The 15113-nt window shown below is 66.1% G+C and carries 9 protein-coding genes; 8 read left to right on the plus strand and 1 reads right to left on the minus strand.

The window, feature by feature from the left end:
* Nucleotides 1-19 precede the first annotated feature (19 nt).
* On the minus strand, nucleotides 20-4861 hold the full coding sequence (locus OU800_RS15400; protein ID WP_268178181.1) for an NAD-glutamate dehydrogenase: 4842 nt from the start codon (nucleotides 4859-4861) through the stop codon (nucleotides 20-22).
* 465 nt (nucleotides 4862-5326) lie between these two features.
* Here OU800_RS15400 and OU800_RS15405 point away from each other — a divergent pair, with 465 nt between their 5' ends.
* From OU800_RS15405 to OU800_RS15440, 8 genes are all read left to right on the plus strand, one after another.
* Entirely contained in the window at nucleotides 5327-6286 is a 960-nt protein-coding gene (locus OU800_RS15405; RefSeq protein WP_268178183.1) for an AAA family ATPase, read from the plus strand.
* 229 nt (nucleotides 6287-6515) lie between these two features.
* Nucleotides 6516-7460 (plus strand): DUF58 domain-containing protein, encoded by a 945-nt coding sequence (locus OU800_RS15410; protein WP_268178184.1) that lies wholly within the window; start codon nucleotides 6516-6518, stop codon nucleotides 7458-7460.
* Nucleotides 7457-7951: a DUF4381 domain-containing protein gene (locus tag OU800_RS15415; protein ID WP_268178185.1), complete on the plus strand. Its 495-nt coding sequence runs from the start codon at nucleotides 7457-7459 to the stop codon at nucleotides 7949-7951. The genes OU800_RS15410 and OU800_RS15415 overlap by 4 nt, the downstream gene beginning before the upstream one ends.
* Nucleotides 7944-8951: a vWA domain-containing protein gene (locus OU800_RS15420; protein WP_268178186.1), complete on the plus strand. Its 1008-nt coding sequence runs from the start codon at nucleotides 7944-7946 to the stop codon at nucleotides 8949-8951. Before OU800_RS15415 ends, OU800_RS15420 begins: the two co-directional genes overlap by 8 nt.
* The gene (locus tag OU800_RS15425; protein WP_268178187.1) at nucleotides 8948-10711 is read left to right on the plus strand and encodes a VWA domain-containing protein; all 1764 of its coding nucleotides are present in this window, start codon (nucleotides 8948-8950) and stop codon (nucleotides 10709-10711) included. Before OU800_RS15420 ends, OU800_RS15425 begins: the two co-directional genes overlap by 4 nt.
* On the plus strand, nucleotides 10708-12348 hold the full coding sequence (locus OU800_RS15430; RefSeq protein ID WP_268178188.1) for a BatD family protein: 1641 nt from the start codon (nucleotides 10708-10710) through the stop codon (nucleotides 12346-12348). The genes OU800_RS15425 and OU800_RS15430 overlap by 4 nt, the downstream gene beginning before the upstream one ends.
* A 484-nt stretch (nucleotides 12349-12832) precedes the next feature.
* Nucleotides 12833-14299 carry an NCS1 family nucleobase:cation symporter-1 gene (locus tag OU800_RS15435; protein WP_268178189.1) on the plus strand — a complete coding sequence of 489 codons (1467 nt, stop codon included), beginning with the start codon at nucleotides 12833-12835 and terminating at the stop codon, nucleotides 14297-14299.
* A 40-nt stretch (nucleotides 14300-14339) separates the two neighbouring features.
* A complete protein-coding gene (locus OU800_RS15440; protein ID WP_268178190.1) occupies nucleotides 14340-15074 on the plus strand; it encodes an aspartate/glutamate racemase family protein in 735 nt (244 codons plus the stop codon).
* The last annotated feature ends 39 nt before the right edge of the window (nucleotides 15075-15113 follow it).

Raw genomic sequence — 15113 nt, forward strand, 5'->3', positions numbered from 1 at the left:
CAGCTTCGCGATCCTCGCATCAGGCGCTCTGCGCCAGATCCATCAGCTCGCGGTTGGCCACGGCGTACATGGCATAGTCGCTGCCAGTGGCGGCACGCAGCTCGGTGAGCATGGCCTTCCAGCGATCCACCAGGCGCTGGTGCTGCTCCAGCCATAGGGCCAGACGTGCTTCCAGTTCCTGCGGGCCGTCGGCCATCTGCAGCACCGACACGGTAACGGCACGCTGCTGCCAGTCCAGATCGTCGCGGAAAGCCTCGCGGGCCAGCGCCTGCCAGTTGCTCTCCACCGCCAGGTTGGTGATCTGCTGCAGATACCAGGACAGATCCAGCGCACTGCCGACGGCGAAGTAGACCGCAGCCACTTCGCTGGCGTCCTTTCCGGTGACGTCCGCCGCCTCGATGATCGGCAACAGCGTGTACAGATGACTGGTACCGGCGACCACACGGGCCAGCTCTTCCGGCGCGCCAGCTTCGACATAGCTCTGATAACGCGCCAGCCATTGCTCGCGGGCCGGCCCTTCGAGCAATTCGTCCAAACGCCCTACCAACGCCTCGATACGCGGTGCGAAGTGCGCCACATCACGCGCGGCGTCCAGGTCGTTGCGCCGGCTGCGCAGGAACCAGCGGGTGGCACGGCGGCCCAGGCGCATCAGTTCGTCCATCAGTTGCAGTTGCAGCTCGGCCGGCACCTGGTAATCCAGCGCCTCGATCTGCGCCCACCAGTGCGGCAGGCGGAACAGGTCACGAACGATGACGTAGGCACCGGCGACGTTGGCCGCACTCATGCCGGTGGACTCCTTCAGGCGCTGCACGAAGGTGATGCCCATGTGGTTGACCAGATCGTTGGCGATCTGCGTGCTGACGATCTCGCGCTTGAGGCGGTGACGGCGCATGGCGTCGCCGAACTTCTCGGTGAGGATGGCCGGGAAGGCGGTTTCCATCTCGCGCGCCAGGTAGTCGTCGTCCGGCACCTGGGACTTGAGCAGCGACTCCTTGAGGTCGATCTTGCTATAGGAGATCAGCACCGACAGTTCCGGCCGGGTCAGGCCCTGGCCGCTGGTGACACGCTCGTTGAGCGCCTCGTCCGAAGGCAGGAACTCCAGGGCCCGATCCAGCTTGCCGGCGCTTTCCAGAGCATTCATCAGGCGCTTGTACTCGCCGATGCGCTCGCGCGCGCGGCGCTCGGCCAGCGACAGCGCCTGGGTCTGCTTGTAGTTGTTGGCCAGCACCAGTTCGGAGACGTCATCGGTCATCTCGGCCAGCAGCTTGTTGCGCTGCTTCTCGGTCATGTCGCCAGCGGCGACGATCTCGCCGAGCAGGATCTTGATGTTCACTTCATGGTCGGAGCAGTCCACACCACCGGCGTTATCGATGAAGTCGGTGTTGCTGGCACCGCCATGCAGGCCGAACTCGACGCGGCCGAGCTGGGTCATGCCCAGGTTGCCGCCCTCGCCCACCACCTTGGCACGCAACTCGCGGCCATCCACGCGCAGGGCGTCGTTGGCCTTGTCGCCGACGTCGCCGTGGCTCTCCTGGCTGGATTTGACGTAGGTGCCGATGCCACCGTTCCACAGCAGGTCGACCGGTGCCTTGAGCAGCGCATTGAGCAGCTCGGTGGGCGCCAGCCTGTCGGCGGCGATGTCGAAGCGCGCCTTCATCTGCGGACTGATGGCGATGCTCTTGGCGCTGCGCAGGAAGATGCCGCCACCCTCGGAGATCAGCTTGCTGTCGTAGTCGGCCCAGCTCGAGCGCGGCAGCTCGAACAGGCGCTTGCGCTCGGCGAAGCTCTTGGCCGCATCCGGATTCGGGTCGATAAAGATGTGCAGGTGGTTGAAGGCGGCCACCAGTTGCAGCTTGTCCGACAGCAGCATGCCGTTGCCGAACACGTCGCCGGCCATGTCGCCGACGCCGATGACGGTGACGTTGTCCTTCTGCACGTCGATGCCGCGTTCGCGGAAATGCCGCTGCACGGAAACCCAGCCGCCCTTGGCGGTGATGCCCATGCCCTTGTGGTCGTAGCCGGCCGAGCCGCCGGAGGCGAAGGCGTCGCCGAGCCAGAAGCCGTATTCGGCGGCGATGCCGTTGGCGATATCGGAGAAGGTCGCGGTGCCCTTGTCCGCCGCCACCACCAGGTAGGGGTCATCGGCGTCATGGCGCACCACGCCCACCGGCGGCAGCACTTCGCCATCCTTGAGGTTGTCGGTGATGTCCAGCAGGCCGCTGATGAAGATGCGGTAGCAGGCGATGCCCTCGGCCATCACCTCGTCACGCGAGCCGCCAACCGGCATCTTGCGCGGCACGAAGCCACCCTTGGCGCCCATCGGCACGATCACTGCGTTCTTCACCTGCTGTGCCTTGACCAGGCCGAGCACTTCGGTGCGGAAGTCCTCTTCGCGATCCGACCAGCGCAGGCCGCCCCGGGCGACGTCGCCGAAACGCAGGTGCACGCCCTCGACGCGCGGGCTGTAAACGAAGATCTCGAACTTCGGCACCGGGCGCGGGATGTCCGGGATCAGCCGTGGGCTGAGCTTGAAGCTGAAATAGCTCTTGCCCTGACCGTTCTCGCCCGGCTGGTAGAAGTTGGTGCGCAGAGTCGCCTTGATCAGATCCAGGTAGCGCCGCAGGATGCGATCCTCGTTGAGCACGGCAACGTCGTCGAGGGCGGCGAGAATGGCCTGCTCGAGCTTCTGCTGCTTGTCTTCCAGGTCTTCGGCGCTGAGCTTGCGCGCCAGGTAGAAACGGGTGCGGAACAGGCGCACCAGCTCCTTGGCAATATCCGCGTGGTTGACCAGGGTGGCGGCGATGTAGCTGAGCGAGAAGCCCAGACGAATCTGTTTGAGATAGCGCGCATAGGCCCGCAGCAGCGCCACGTCGCGCCAGGGCATGGCAGCGGTCAGCACCAGGCGGTTGAAGGCGTCGTTCTCGGCATCGCCGCCAACGATATGGATAAAGGCATCCTGCAAGGTGTCGTTGAGCTGCTGGATGTCGACGTCCAGGCCTTCGGCATAGGTGAAGGCGAAATCGTGAATCCAGAACTCGCGGCCGTCGGCACGGCGCAGCTTGTAGGGGAACTCGCCGAGCACGCGCAGGCCCAGGTTCTCCAGGATCGGCAAGACGTCAGACAGCGGCAGCGGCGTGTCGGCGTGATACAGCTTGCAGTGCAGTTGCTGCTCGTTCTGCGCCAGCGGCTGGTAGAAGCTCATCACCAGCGGCTTTTCCGCGCTCAGGCTGAGCAGGTGCTGCATGTCCACCACCGCTGAATGGGCGGCGAAGCGCTCGCGGTAGCCGGCCGGGAAGCCTTCCGGGAACTCGGCCAGCACGTTGGTGCCCTGGGCTTCGCCGAGGCTTTCCACCATCAGGCTGACGTAGTCGTCCTTCCACGAACGGCAGGCCTGGATGACTTCCTTCTCCAGGCGCACGGGATCGATGTGCGACTTGTTCTTCGGGTCGACGCGCAGGATGAACTGCACCCGCGCCAGCACCGATTCGGAGAAGAAGGTCCAGAACTCGCAGTCGGTCGCCTGCAGGCGCTCCATCAGCACCTGTTGGATCTTCACGCGGGTTTCCGTGGAATACACGTCACGCGGCACGTAGGCCAGGCAGTAGCAGAAGCGGCCATAAGGGTCGCGCCGCAGGAACACGCGGATCTTGTTGCGCTCCTGGATCTGCACGATGGCGATGGCGGTGCTGAGCAGGTCGTCCACCGGGGTCTGGAACAGGTCATCGCGCGGCAGCACTTCCAATACCTGGGCCAGTTCCTTGCCTAGGTGCGCGCTGCTCTCGAAGCCGGAATGCTGCTTGATCACCGCCACCTTGCGGCGGATGTAGGGGATGTTCCACACGCTCTCGGCGTACACCGCCGAGGTGTACAGGCCCATGAAGCGGCATTCCTTGACCACGCGGCCCTTGGCGTCGAGCTCGCGGATGGAAACGAAGTCCGGGTAGGCCGGGCGATGCACGCGACTGGGCACGGCGGCCTTGGCGAAGGACAGCAGTTGCGGCTCGCGCAGGTAGGCCACCGCGTCCGGCTCGATCTGCAGTTCTTCGGCGCTCAGCCCCGGGCGCAGGCGCTTGGACAGCCCCAGCAGGGACTTCTCGTCATACTGCAGTTGGCCGCCCTCGGCGTTGTCGGCCACGGTGAACTCCTCGTAGCCGAGGAAGGTGAAATGGTTGTCCAGCAGCCAGCCGAGGAACACCTTGATCTCTTCCAGCTCGCTCTTGTCCACCTTGAGCTTGGCGCGGTCGAGCCAGGCCAGCAGCTCGCGGGCCTTGGCCTTCATCGGCTGGAAGTCGGTGACCGCCAGGCGCACGTCGCTGAATACCTCGTCGATGGCCTTCTCCAGCGTCTTGAGTTCGCTGGTGCTGGAGCAGCGGTCGATCTCCAGGAACATCAGCGCTTCCTGCAGCACGCCGTCGCCCTGGGTGCCCTTGGGCAGGATTTCCTTGAGGTCGCCGTTCTTGTCACGGCGCACGCTGAATACGCTGTTCTGCAGGGTATGGATGCTGTAGCCGCGACGGTTGAGCTCCATGCGCACCGAGTCGACCAGAAACGGAATGTCGCCATGGAGGATCTCCACGGCCGTATGGGTCGATTGCCAGCCGTGCTTCTCGTAGTCGGGGTTGAACGCCCGCACCTGCGGCCTGGCCTGGTCGAAGCGCTCGAGCATGCGCCAGGCCGACAAGGTGCAGCCGACCAGATCGGACAGGCGCCGCTGGGTCAACTCATCAAGGGCGACGATACCGAAGAACTGTTCGGCGAAGAGGGAAACTTGTGCTAACGCCTGCTCACTCACGTGCTGCGCCAGGGCCGCTTGCAGTTGCTGCTGGAAGTCGGCTTTGCTGGCCGCCGTAAAGAACGCCATGGTTTTGCTCCATTGGGCTGGTGGTTCGACAGATGGCGCCCGGAAAAACCAGCGGTTTTTCATTGGCGTCTCTGGTAGAGGCAGTCGCGAGACTTGATCGTGCCATCCACCCGTTAGTTCAACGTTAGCCCATGAAACGACGATGACACGGGCTGAAGCCGGACGATCATGGCGGAAACTGGCGACCGATGGGTCACGCTTGGCGGGCCAGCTTAACGAGGCTTGCCCCTCTGCGGCTTGCGGAGCTGCGACATTTTCTTTCAAGGGCGCACCGTTACGGTGCAAGTTCTGTTCTGGCGTTGCCCATCCAGTGTCGACCCTCGCTCGTCACTGCAGTCGAACCTCGGCGGCTTGCGGCCATCGCCGTGATGCCCGACATAGCAGCTGACACGGCAAATGGATTAAAGTCGACGACCTGCCCACGCCGGGCAACCGCACTCGCCTACCGCCATTAAGAGTCCGCCGATGGAACACCGTGAAGCGCTGGTCGCGTTACGCCAATTTCTCTCCACTCAGATTCTCGGCCAGGATCGCCTGATCGACCGTCTGCTGGTGGCCCTGCTCGCCGACGGCCATCTGCTGGTGGAGGGTGCGCCCGGCCTGGCCAAGACCAAGGCGATCAAGGAACTGGCCGAAGGCATCGAGGGCGAGTTCCACCGCATCCAGTTCACCCCCGACCTGCTCCCGGCGGACATCACCGGTACCGAGATCTACCGCCCGGAAACCGGCAGTTTCGTGTTCCAGCAGGGGCCGATCTTCCACAACCTGGTGCTGGCCGACGAGATCAACCGCGCACCGGCCAAGGTGCAATCGGCACTGCTTGAAGCCATGGCCGAGCGCCAGGTGTCGGTAGGCCGCTCCACCTATGACCTGTCACCACTGTTCCTGGTGATGGCCACGCAGAACCCCATCGAGCAGGAAGGCACTTACCCGCTGCCCGAGGCCCAGCTCGACCGTTTCCTGATGCACGTGAAGATCGGCTTTCCCGATGCTGCCGTGGAGCGCAAGATTCTCGCCCAGGCCCGTGGCGATGCGCTCAACGGCGAAGCCAAGCCCGAGCACCGGGTCAGCCAGCACGCGATCTTCGCCGCACGCAAGGAAATCCTCGGCCTGTACATGGCCGATGCCGTGGAGGAGTACCTGGTGCAACTGGTGATGGCCAGCCGCACCCCGGCCAAGTTCGACGCCGAACTGGCCGAGTGGATCGCCTACGGCGCCAGCCCCCGTGGCTCCATCTCCCTCGACCGCTGCGCGCGTGCCCACGCCTGGCTGGCCGGGCGCGACTTCGTCAGCCCCGAGGACATCCAGGCGGTGCTGTTCGACGTGCTGCGCCACCGCATCATTCTCTCCTTCGAGGCCGAAGCCTCGGGGGTCGACCAGGATCGCGTGATCCAGCGCATCCTCGATGTGGTCGCGGTGGCCTAGATGCAGCCGCAAGCTGCAAGCCACAAGCTGCAAGCTGGCATTCAGCCCCGCGTAGCCCGGATGCGATCCGGGAAAGCTCGCGCGCAGTTCCTTACGAGCTGCACGCATGTCTCCCCTCTCCCGCTTGCGGGAGAGGGGCCGGGGGAGAGGGCAACGAAACGTCCAATCCTCTCCCCAACCCTCTCCCATGAATGGGAGAGGGCGCACGGCATGGCAGTCTGAGGTCGCCATGCACCTACACCCCACCCCCGGCATCCATATCGCCCTCGGCGAGCTGATCGACATGCGCCACAAGGTGCATGAAGTGCCGCTGTTCTCCACTCCAGCACGGCGCAGCCCACTGATCGGCCTGCACCACTCGCGTCTGCGCGGGCGTGGTGTGGACTTCGATCAGGTGCGCGTGTACCAGCCCGGCGACGACGTGCGCACCATCGACTGGCGCGTCACCGCGCGCACCCAGGAGCCGCACACCAAGCTGTTCCACGAAGAACGCGAGCGGCCCATCTTCATCATCGTCGAGCAGAGCCAGCGCCTGTTCTTCGGCAGCGAACAGTGCTTCAAGTCGGTGCTCGCCGCCCAGGCCGCCGCCTTGGTCGGCTGGGCCGCCCTGGATCACAACGACCGCATCGGCGGCCTGGTGTTCGCCGATCAGGAGCACCATGAGGTCAAACCCAGGCGCAGCAAGCAGAGCCTGTTGCAACTGCTCAACCTGCTGGCCCGCGCCAACCAGGCGCTGACTGCCGAGGTCGCCGCCGCCAGCACCCGCGATACCCTCGGCCTGGCCCTGCGCCGCGCCCGCGAGGTGCTGCGCCCCGGCAGCCTGGTGATCGTGCTGTGCGACGAGCGCGCGCTGAACGACAACGCCGAACAGCAACTGACCCTGCTCGCCCGGCATACCGACCTTCTGCTGTTGCCGCTGTCCGATCCGCTCGACCATGCCCTGCCGGCAGCCGGCCTGCTGCGCTTCACCCAGGGCGGCGCCCGGCTCGAGCTCGACAGCCACAACGACGCCTTGCGCCAGGCTTACCGCAGCCAGGGACAAGCCCGTGAAGCGCGCTGGCAGCGCCTGGCACAGAAACTCGGTGTGCCCCTGCTGCCACTGAGCACCCAGTTCGAGCTGGTGACGCAGTTGCAGGAGCAACTCAGCGCCCTGCACCCGAGGAAGGCGCCATGAATCCCCTCGATCAGTTGCAGCCGCTGATCGACCCGCCACCGGTGCCCTGGTGGCCGCCGGCGCCTGGCTGGTGGCTGCTGGCCGCTCTGCTGCCGCTGCTGCTCTGGGGCCTCTGGCGGCTGCTGCGCCGCTGGCGCCGCCGGCCCCGCCAGGTGGCCGCCGAGCAGCCGCTCGATGCCCTGCGCCAGGCTGCCCTGGATGAGCTGGCCACCTTACGCAAACCCTATGACGGCGCGCTGGCCGGCCCCTGGCTGCAACAGCTCAACGCCCTGCTCAAGCGCCTGTGCCGCGAGCACTACCCGGACAGCGCCAGCCACACCCTGAGCAGCCGTGCCTGGCTGGCCTTCCTCGACAACCGCTGCCCGGCTGCCGGGCTGACGCGCTGGATGATCCTGGTCGAAGGCGCCTACAAACCGCAGTGCAGCCTCAGCGACAAGGCCATCGAGGAACTCGAGCAGGCCATCGCCACCTGGATTCGCAAGCATGTTTGAGTTCGCCTGGTGGTGGGTCTTCGCCTTCGCGCCGCTGCCCTGGCTGCTGCGCCTGCTGCTGCCGCCCGCCGACAGCGGAGATGCGGCGCTGCGCGTCGGCTTTCTCGACGAGTTGCAGGCGCTCAGCGGTCGCCGCGCCCGTGCTGCCCTGCCCGGTTGGCGCCAGCAGGTACCGCTGGCGTGCATCTGGCTGTTGCTGCTGTGCGCGGCGGCACGCCCGCAATGGGTCGGCGAGCCCCTGCCGCTGCCGGCCACCGGCCGTGACCTGCTGCTGGCGGTGGATGTCTCCGGCTCCATGGATTACGCCGACATGCAGTGGGATGACGAGCCCATCAGCCGCCTGGAGCTGGTCAAGCGCCTGCTCGGCGACTTCATCGAAGGCCGCCGGGGTGACCGCGTCGGCCTGATCCTGTTCGGCAGCCAGGCCTACCTGCAGGCGCCGCTGACCTTCGACCGCCACACCGTGCGCACCTGGCTGGACGAAGCGCTGATCGGCATTGCCGGCAAGAACACCGCCATCGGCGATGCCATTGGCCTGGCCGTCAAGCGCCTGCGCCAGCGCCCAGCCGACAGCCGCGTGCTGGTGCTGGTCACCGACGGCGCCAGCAACGGCGGCACACTGGAGCCGATGACCGCGGCACGCCTGGCTGCCGAGGAAGGCGTGCGCATCTATACCATCGGCATCGGCGCCGATCCGCAGCAAAGCGATGTGCTGGGGTTGTTCGGCTTCAGCAGCGGGCTGGATCTGGATGAACCGACCCTGCGTGGTATCGCCGACACCACCGGTGGCGAATACTTCCGCGCGCGCGACCAGGCCGAGCTGCAGCAGATCGAAGCGACCCTGGATCGTCTCGAACCGGTCAGCCAGCAGCCCATTCTCGCCCGCCCGGCCCAGGCCCTGTACGCCTGGCCGCTGAGCCTGGCCCTGCTCGGCAGCCTGCTGCTGGCCGGCCACACGCTCTGGCCGCAGTGGCCGCAACGCCTGCGGAGGCAAGGATGAGCCTGCTCTGGCCCGACTGGTTGCGGCCCTGGTGGCTGCTGGCGCTGCCCCTGCTGGCCTGGCTGCTGTGGCGCCTGTGGCACCGCGAACGGCAGAGCGGGCGCTGGCAGCAACTGCTGCCACCGGCCTTCCATGCCGTACTGCTCAGTGGCAGCGGTCAGCGCAGCAACCGCCTGCCCCTGCTGGCGCTGGCCCTGGCCTGGCTGCTGGCCGTGCTGGCGCTGCTCGGCCCCAGTTGGCAGCAGGTGCAGCAGAGCAGCCAGAAGCCGGCCGACCCGCTGGTGGTGATGCTCGAACTCACCCCGCGCATGCTCGCCGGTGACACACCGCCGACGCGCCTGGAACAGGCCCGACGCAAGCTGCTCGACCTGCTCGAAGCGCGTCGCGATGCACAGACCGCCATCGTCGTTTACGCCGGCAGCGCCCACAGCCTGGTGCCGCTGTCCGACGACCTGGCCACCAGCCGCAACCTGCTGGAGGCGCTCAAACCCTCATTGATGCCCGAGGCCGGGCAGCGTGCCGACCTCGCCGTGCAACGCGCTCTGCAACTGCTGGAGCAAGCGCAACTGGGCCAGGGCCGCCTGCTGCTGATCACCAGCAGCCTGGACGAACAGGAGCGCAGCGGCATCGCCCAGGCCCTGGCACGCCGCGCCACCCCCTTGCTGATCCTCGGCGTCGGCACCCGCGAAGGTGCGCCGGTCACTCAGGAGGACGGCAGCTTCCTCAAGGATCGCGACGGCGGCATCGTCATTCCGCGCCTGGACGCCCAGGGCCTGCGCCAGTTCGCCGAGGCGCAGGGCGGGCGCTACGCCCAGATTCGCCTGGACGACGGCGACCTCAAGCGCCTCGGCCTGCTCGACGCCCCCGTGGTGATGCGTGATGCCGGTGAACCCACCCAGCTCGACGCGCGTATCGACCAGGGCTACTGGCTGCTCCTGCCGCTGTTGCTGCTGGCCGCCTGCGCCGGCCGGCGCGGCTGGCTGCTGGTGCTGCCCCTGCTGCTGATACTGCCGGCGCAGAACAGCTACGCCTTCGGCTTCGACGACCTCTGGCTGCGCCCGGATCAGCAAGGCCAGCGCCTGCTCGAGGCGCAGCGCCCGGCCGAGGCGGCGCAACGCTTCGAGAACCCACAGTGGCAAGGCAAGGCGCTCTACGAAGCCGGTGAATATGGCGCCGCCGCCGAGCGCTTCGCCCAGGGCGACGAGGCCCGCGACCACTACAACCGCGGCAATGCCCTGGCCAAGGCCGGTGAACTGGAAGCCGCACTGGACGCCTATGAACAGGCGCTGGAACGGCAACCCGATCTGGCCGCCGCGCAGCACAACAAGGCCCTGGTGGAAGAGGCCTTGCGCCAGCGACAGGCCGAACAGAAGGACGGCGGGCAGACGCAGAAACCGCAGCAGTCAAACAACGACCAGGCGCAAGCCGGTGAGCAGGCCAATCAGAGCCAGCCCGCGCAGTCGGGTGAATCTGCAGACAACGCCGCCAAGCCCAGCGATGACGCCAGGGCCGGCGCTGACCAGCCCCAGCCCGCGCCGAACGAAGATACCCCCGACAGCGACCAGAGCGCCGATGGCGAGGCCCAGGCCGATGGCCAAGCCACCCCGCAAACGCCCATGAGCGATGCCAACCTGGGCACCACCCAGGAGCGCCGGCAGGCGCTGGAACAATGGCTGCGGCAGATTCCCGATGACCCGGGCGAGCTGCTGCGGCGTAAATTCTGGTACGAACAGCAACAGCGTCAGGAACGATCCCGATGAAGCGTCTCGTCAGCCTGCTTTTTCTCTTGCTCCTGGGCGGCCTGGCCCACGCCGACGCCTTCGTCGCCAGCGTCGACCGCACGCACCTGAGCGAAGGCGAGACCGTAGTGCTGACCCTGGAGTCCACCGACCCCACCCGCTTCGGTCGCCCCGACTTCAGCCCGCTGGATGCCGACTTCGAGATTCTCGGCAGCAGTCAGGTCAATCGTCTGACCACCCTCGGCGACACCCCACGCACCACGACGCGCTGGATTCTCACCCTGCAACCCAAACGTAGCGGCCAGGTCGAGATTCCACCGATCCGCCTGGAAGACGCCGCCAGCCTGCCCATCACCCTGCACGTCGAGCCAGCCAGGCAAAGCGGCAAGAGCGAGAAGCTGGCGCCCGTGTTCATCGATGCCAGCCTCGATCAGGAAAGCGTCTACGTGCAGGCCCAGGCCATGCTCACCCTGCGCATCTACCACTCGGTCTCGCTGTATGACGACAGCAGCCTGACGCCCCTGCAGATCGACGATGCCCGCGTCGAGCGCCTGGGCGAGCCGCGCACTTACGAGAAGGACATCGGCGGCGTGCGTCATGGCGTGATCGAAGTGCGCTATGCCATCTACCCGCAGCGCAGCGGCCAGCTCATCATCCCCGGCCAGGTATTCAGCGCCACCCTGGTCGAGCGCAGCGGTAGCGACTTCAACCCCTTCGGCCCGCGCCCTGGGCGCGTGACGCGGGTGAAGTCACCCGACATCCCCTTGCAGGTGCGCCCCAAGCCCGCCGATTACCCGGCCGACGTGCCCTGGCTACCGGCACGCGCCCTGGGCCTGGCGGAAAGCTGGAATCCGCAGCCGGAGCAGGCCAAGGTGGGCGAATCCCTGACCCGTAGCCTGACCCTGAAGGTAGATGGCCTGTCCAGCGCCCAGTTGCCGCCACTACCCGCCACCCAGGTCGACGGCCTGCGCCGCTACCCGGATCAGCCCCAGCTCAGCGACCAGCCCAGCGAAAATGGCATGCTCGGCAGCCGCGAGGATCGCGAAGCGCTGGTGCCGAGCCGCAGCGGCAGCTTCGAGCTGCCGGCCCTGCAAGTGGTGTGGTGGAACACCAAGACCGACAGCCTGGAACGCACCACCCTGCCGGCGCGCACCCTGCAGGTAGCGGAGAACCCGGCGCTGCAGGTGGACGAGCCGGTCACGCCGATTCCCAGCGAAGTACAGCGCATGGAAGGTGCCCCGTTGTGGCCCTGGCAACTGGCCTGCGCCCTGCTCGCCCTGACCACCCTGCTCGGTTTCGGCCTGTGGTGGCACGCGCGTCGCCAGCCGGCGATCCAGCGGGCGGCGCAGAGCGGCCCGAGCCCACGTACCCTGCTCGACGATCTCAAGCGCGCCTGCCTGATGGGCGATGCCCAGGCCACCCGGCATGCCCTCGACGCCTGGGCACGCCAGCAACCGGAAACCCTGGCGGACATGGCCGCGCGCGACGTGCCGCTGTCCGACGCCCTCGATGGCTTGAATGCTGCGCTGTACAGCGAAACCAGCCAGCAATGGCAGGGCGAGGAACTGTGGAAAGCCATCCGCAGCCTGCCCGCCGCCCAAGAGCCGAGCAGCGCAACACCGGAGAACAGCGCCCTGCCACCCCTCTACCCACGCTGACGGCAAGCCTCACGGCCAAACACCGCACCAAGACAAGGCGCAAGCCTGCTCTGCGCCCTTAAAAGGCGCAGCCAGCGCCTTATTCTCCTTCCTCTAGCCCATGCCGCCCGGTCAATCCGGCGGCATTCATGTGCTCAATAAAAATTCATTTTGTACACAAAACACAAACAAAACATGTTCATAAGCAGCATTTATGTGTACAAATTCACTCATAAAAATCCTTTCAGTTAGTCGACCGCCTGTATACAGCAACCTTTTCAGCCGGAAGCGACAAAACGGAACGGAAACTGCAGACAAACCTCCTAAGGGCACCTCTAAAAACGTAGGCGAGGCAGGCAGCGCAAGGCAAAAACAGGCGAAGAAGCGCAGTTTACGTGTTGTAAATGAGCATTCTGAGCCTGTTTTTAACGCAGCGATGGCAACGCAGGTAGTTTTTTGAGGTGGCCTAAACGCCCTTGGGCACAACAATAATCAGGGAGCTGCCATGTCCACCGCCGAAGAGTTCCGCATCCAGCACATCGACCCGACGCTGCACAATGAGGATCTCGCCCCGCTCGCCCCGGAGAAACGCACCTGGGGCTGGTTCGAGATCTTCAACGTCTGGTCCAACGACATTCAGAGCCTGTTCGGCTACACCCTGGCCGCCACCCTGTTCATCTCCTACGGGCTCAATGGCTGGGCGGTGCTGGCCGGCATCGTGCTCGCCGGCTTCATCGTCATGGGCCTGGTGCAACTCACCGGCAAGCCCAGCGTCAAGTACGGCATTCCCTTCCCGGTGTTCGCCCGCGCCAGCATGGGCGTGCGCGGCGCCAACTTCCCCGCGCTGATCCGTGGCATCGTCGCCATCTTCTGGTATGGCGTGCAGACCTATTTCGCCTCCACCGCCGTGGCGCTGCTGCTCAACTCGCTGCTGCAACCCGAAGCACCGGCCATGTACCTGGGCCTGACCGCCATCGGCTGGCTGTCCTACGTGATCGTCTGCCTGTTCCAGGTTGGCTTGTTCGTCTGCGGCATGAGCTGGATCACCCGCTTCCTCAACTGGGCCGGGCCGCTGGTGTACGTGGTCATGATCGCGCTGATGCTGCTGATCTGGTACAAGGCCGGGCCGAGCCTGCTCAGTGAACTGGGCAACATCTTCGCCGGTACCGGTGAGTACAAGGCGGGTCCGGTGGCGGCGTTCTTCGCCGTGGTCGGCACCATGGTCGCCTACTTCGCCGCAGTGGTGATCAACTACGGTGACTTCGCCCGCTTCGTCAGAAGCGAGAAACAGATGACCCTGGGCAACTTCCTCGGCCTGCCGGTGAGCCTGGCGTTCTTCTCGCTGATCGCCCTGGTGATCACCGCCGGCACCGTGGTGGTGTTCGGCGAGACGCTGACCAACCCCACCGACATCGTCGCGCGGGTGGACAACCTGACCCTGACCATCATCGCCGCGCTGACCTTCTTCGCCGCCACCGTGGGCATCAACCTGGTGGCCAACTTCATCCCGCCAGCCTACGACCTGGCCAACCTGGCACCGGCCCACATCAGCGCGCGCACCGGCGGCTTCATCACCGCCGCCATCGCCTTCTTCATCGGCGCGCTGTGGGTAGCCTTCATCAGCAATGTCGGCATCGCCGCCTTCGTCGACACCCTGGGCGCGGTGCTGGCGCCGCTGTACGGCATCATCGTCGCCGACTACTACCTGGTGCGTCGGCGCAAGCTCGACCTGCAACAGCTATTCAGCGCCGATGCCGACAGCGCCTACCACTTCGATGGCGGCTGGAACCGCAAGGCGCTGATCGCCTTCGCCGCCGCCTCGCTGTTCTCCGTCTCCACCGTCTGGCTGCCGGCACTGGCGCAGCTCTCGGGCTATGCCTGGCTGCTCGGCGCCCTGCTCGGAGCCCTGCTGCACTACGGCCTGATGCACGGCCAGGCACGCGCCCTGAAAAACGCCGACGCCCCGGTCTGAAACCGGCGCCGCACGCCCACTCACCGAAACGAGAGCCCTCATGAAGATTCGCGTCATCAACCCCAACACCACCGCCAGCATGACCGAGAAGATCGGCGAGGCGGCCAGCCGTATCGCCGCACCGGGCACGCAGATCGTGGCGAGCAACCCGGTCAGCGGGCCGGTCTCGATAGAAAGCCATTTCGATGAGGCCATCAGTGCCGTCGGTGTGCTCGAGGAGGTGCGCATCGGCGAGCGCGAGGGTACCGACGCGTACATCCTCGCCTGTTTCGGCGACCCCGGCCTGCTCGCCGCGCGCGAGCTGACCCGTGCCCCGGTGATCGGCATTGCCGAGGCGGCCTTCCACATGGCCACCCTGATCAGCACGCGCTTCTCCATCGTCACCACCCTGGGCCGTACCGGCATCATCGCCGAGCACCTGCTGCAGAACTACGGCTTTGCCCATCACTGCCGACGCGTGCGCGCCGCCGAGATTCCGGTGCTGGATCTGGAAGATGACGGTGACAGCGCGCTGCAGCGGATCATCGATGAATGCCTGCGGGCCAAGGCCGAAGACAACATCGGCGCCATCGTCCTCGGTTGCGGCGGCATGGCCGACCTGACCGCACAGATCAGCGACGCCGTCGGCCTGCCGGTGGTCGAGGGCGTGACGGCGGCGGTGAAGCTGGCCGAATCGCTGGTCAGCCTGGGCCTGGGCACCAGCAAGCATGGCGACCTGGACTTCCCACGGCCGAAGGCCTTCAGCGGGCAGTTCGAGTACCTCTCGGGCAGTTGATGACAGACACGCGCCTCGGCTCATCGAGCCGCAGGCGCA

This window comes from Pseudomonas sp. GOM7 (genome assembly GCF_026723825.1).
Classification (GTDB): Bacteria; Pseudomonadota; Gammaproteobacteria; order Pseudomonadales; family Pseudomonadaceae; genus Aquipseudomonas.

Bases quoted from the DNA above. Each gene is read 5' to 3' on its own strand.
- OU800_RS15425 (WP_268178187.1), top strand. From the start codon at position 8,948: ATGAGCCTGCTCTGGCCCGACTGGTTGCGGCCCTGGTGGCTGCTGGCG.
- OU800_RS15400 (WP_268178181.1), bottom strand. From the start codon at position 4,861: ATGGCGTTCTTTACGGCGGCCAGCAAAGCCGACTTCCAGCAGCAACTG.
- OU800_RS15415 (WP_268178185.1), top strand. From the start codon at position 7,457: ATGAATCCCCTCGATCAGTTGCAGCCGCTGATCGACCCGCCACCGGTG.
- OU800_RS15405 (WP_268178183.1), top strand. From the start codon at position 5,327: ATGGAACACCGTGAAGCGCTGGTCGCGTTACGCCAATTTCTCTCCACT.
- OU800_RS15420 (WP_268178186.1), top strand. From the start codon at position 7,944: ATGTTTGAGTTCGCCTGGTGGTGGGTCTTCGCCTTCGCGCCGCTGCCC.
- OU800_RS15440 (WP_268178190.1), top strand. From the start codon at position 14,340: ATGAAGATTCGCGTCATCAACCCCAACACCACCGCCAGCATGACCGAG.
- OU800_RS15435 (WP_268178189.1), top strand. From the start codon at position 12,833: ATGTCCACCGCCGAAGAGTTCCGCATCCAGCACATCGACCCGACGCTG.
- OU800_RS15430 (WP_268178188.1), top strand. From the start codon at position 10,708: ATGAAGCGTCTCGTCAGCCTGCTTTTTCTCTTGCTCCTGGGCGGCCTG.
- OU800_RS15410 (WP_268178184.1), top strand. From the start codon at position 6,516: ATGCACCTACACCCCACCCCCGGCATCCATATCGCCCTCGGCGAGCTG.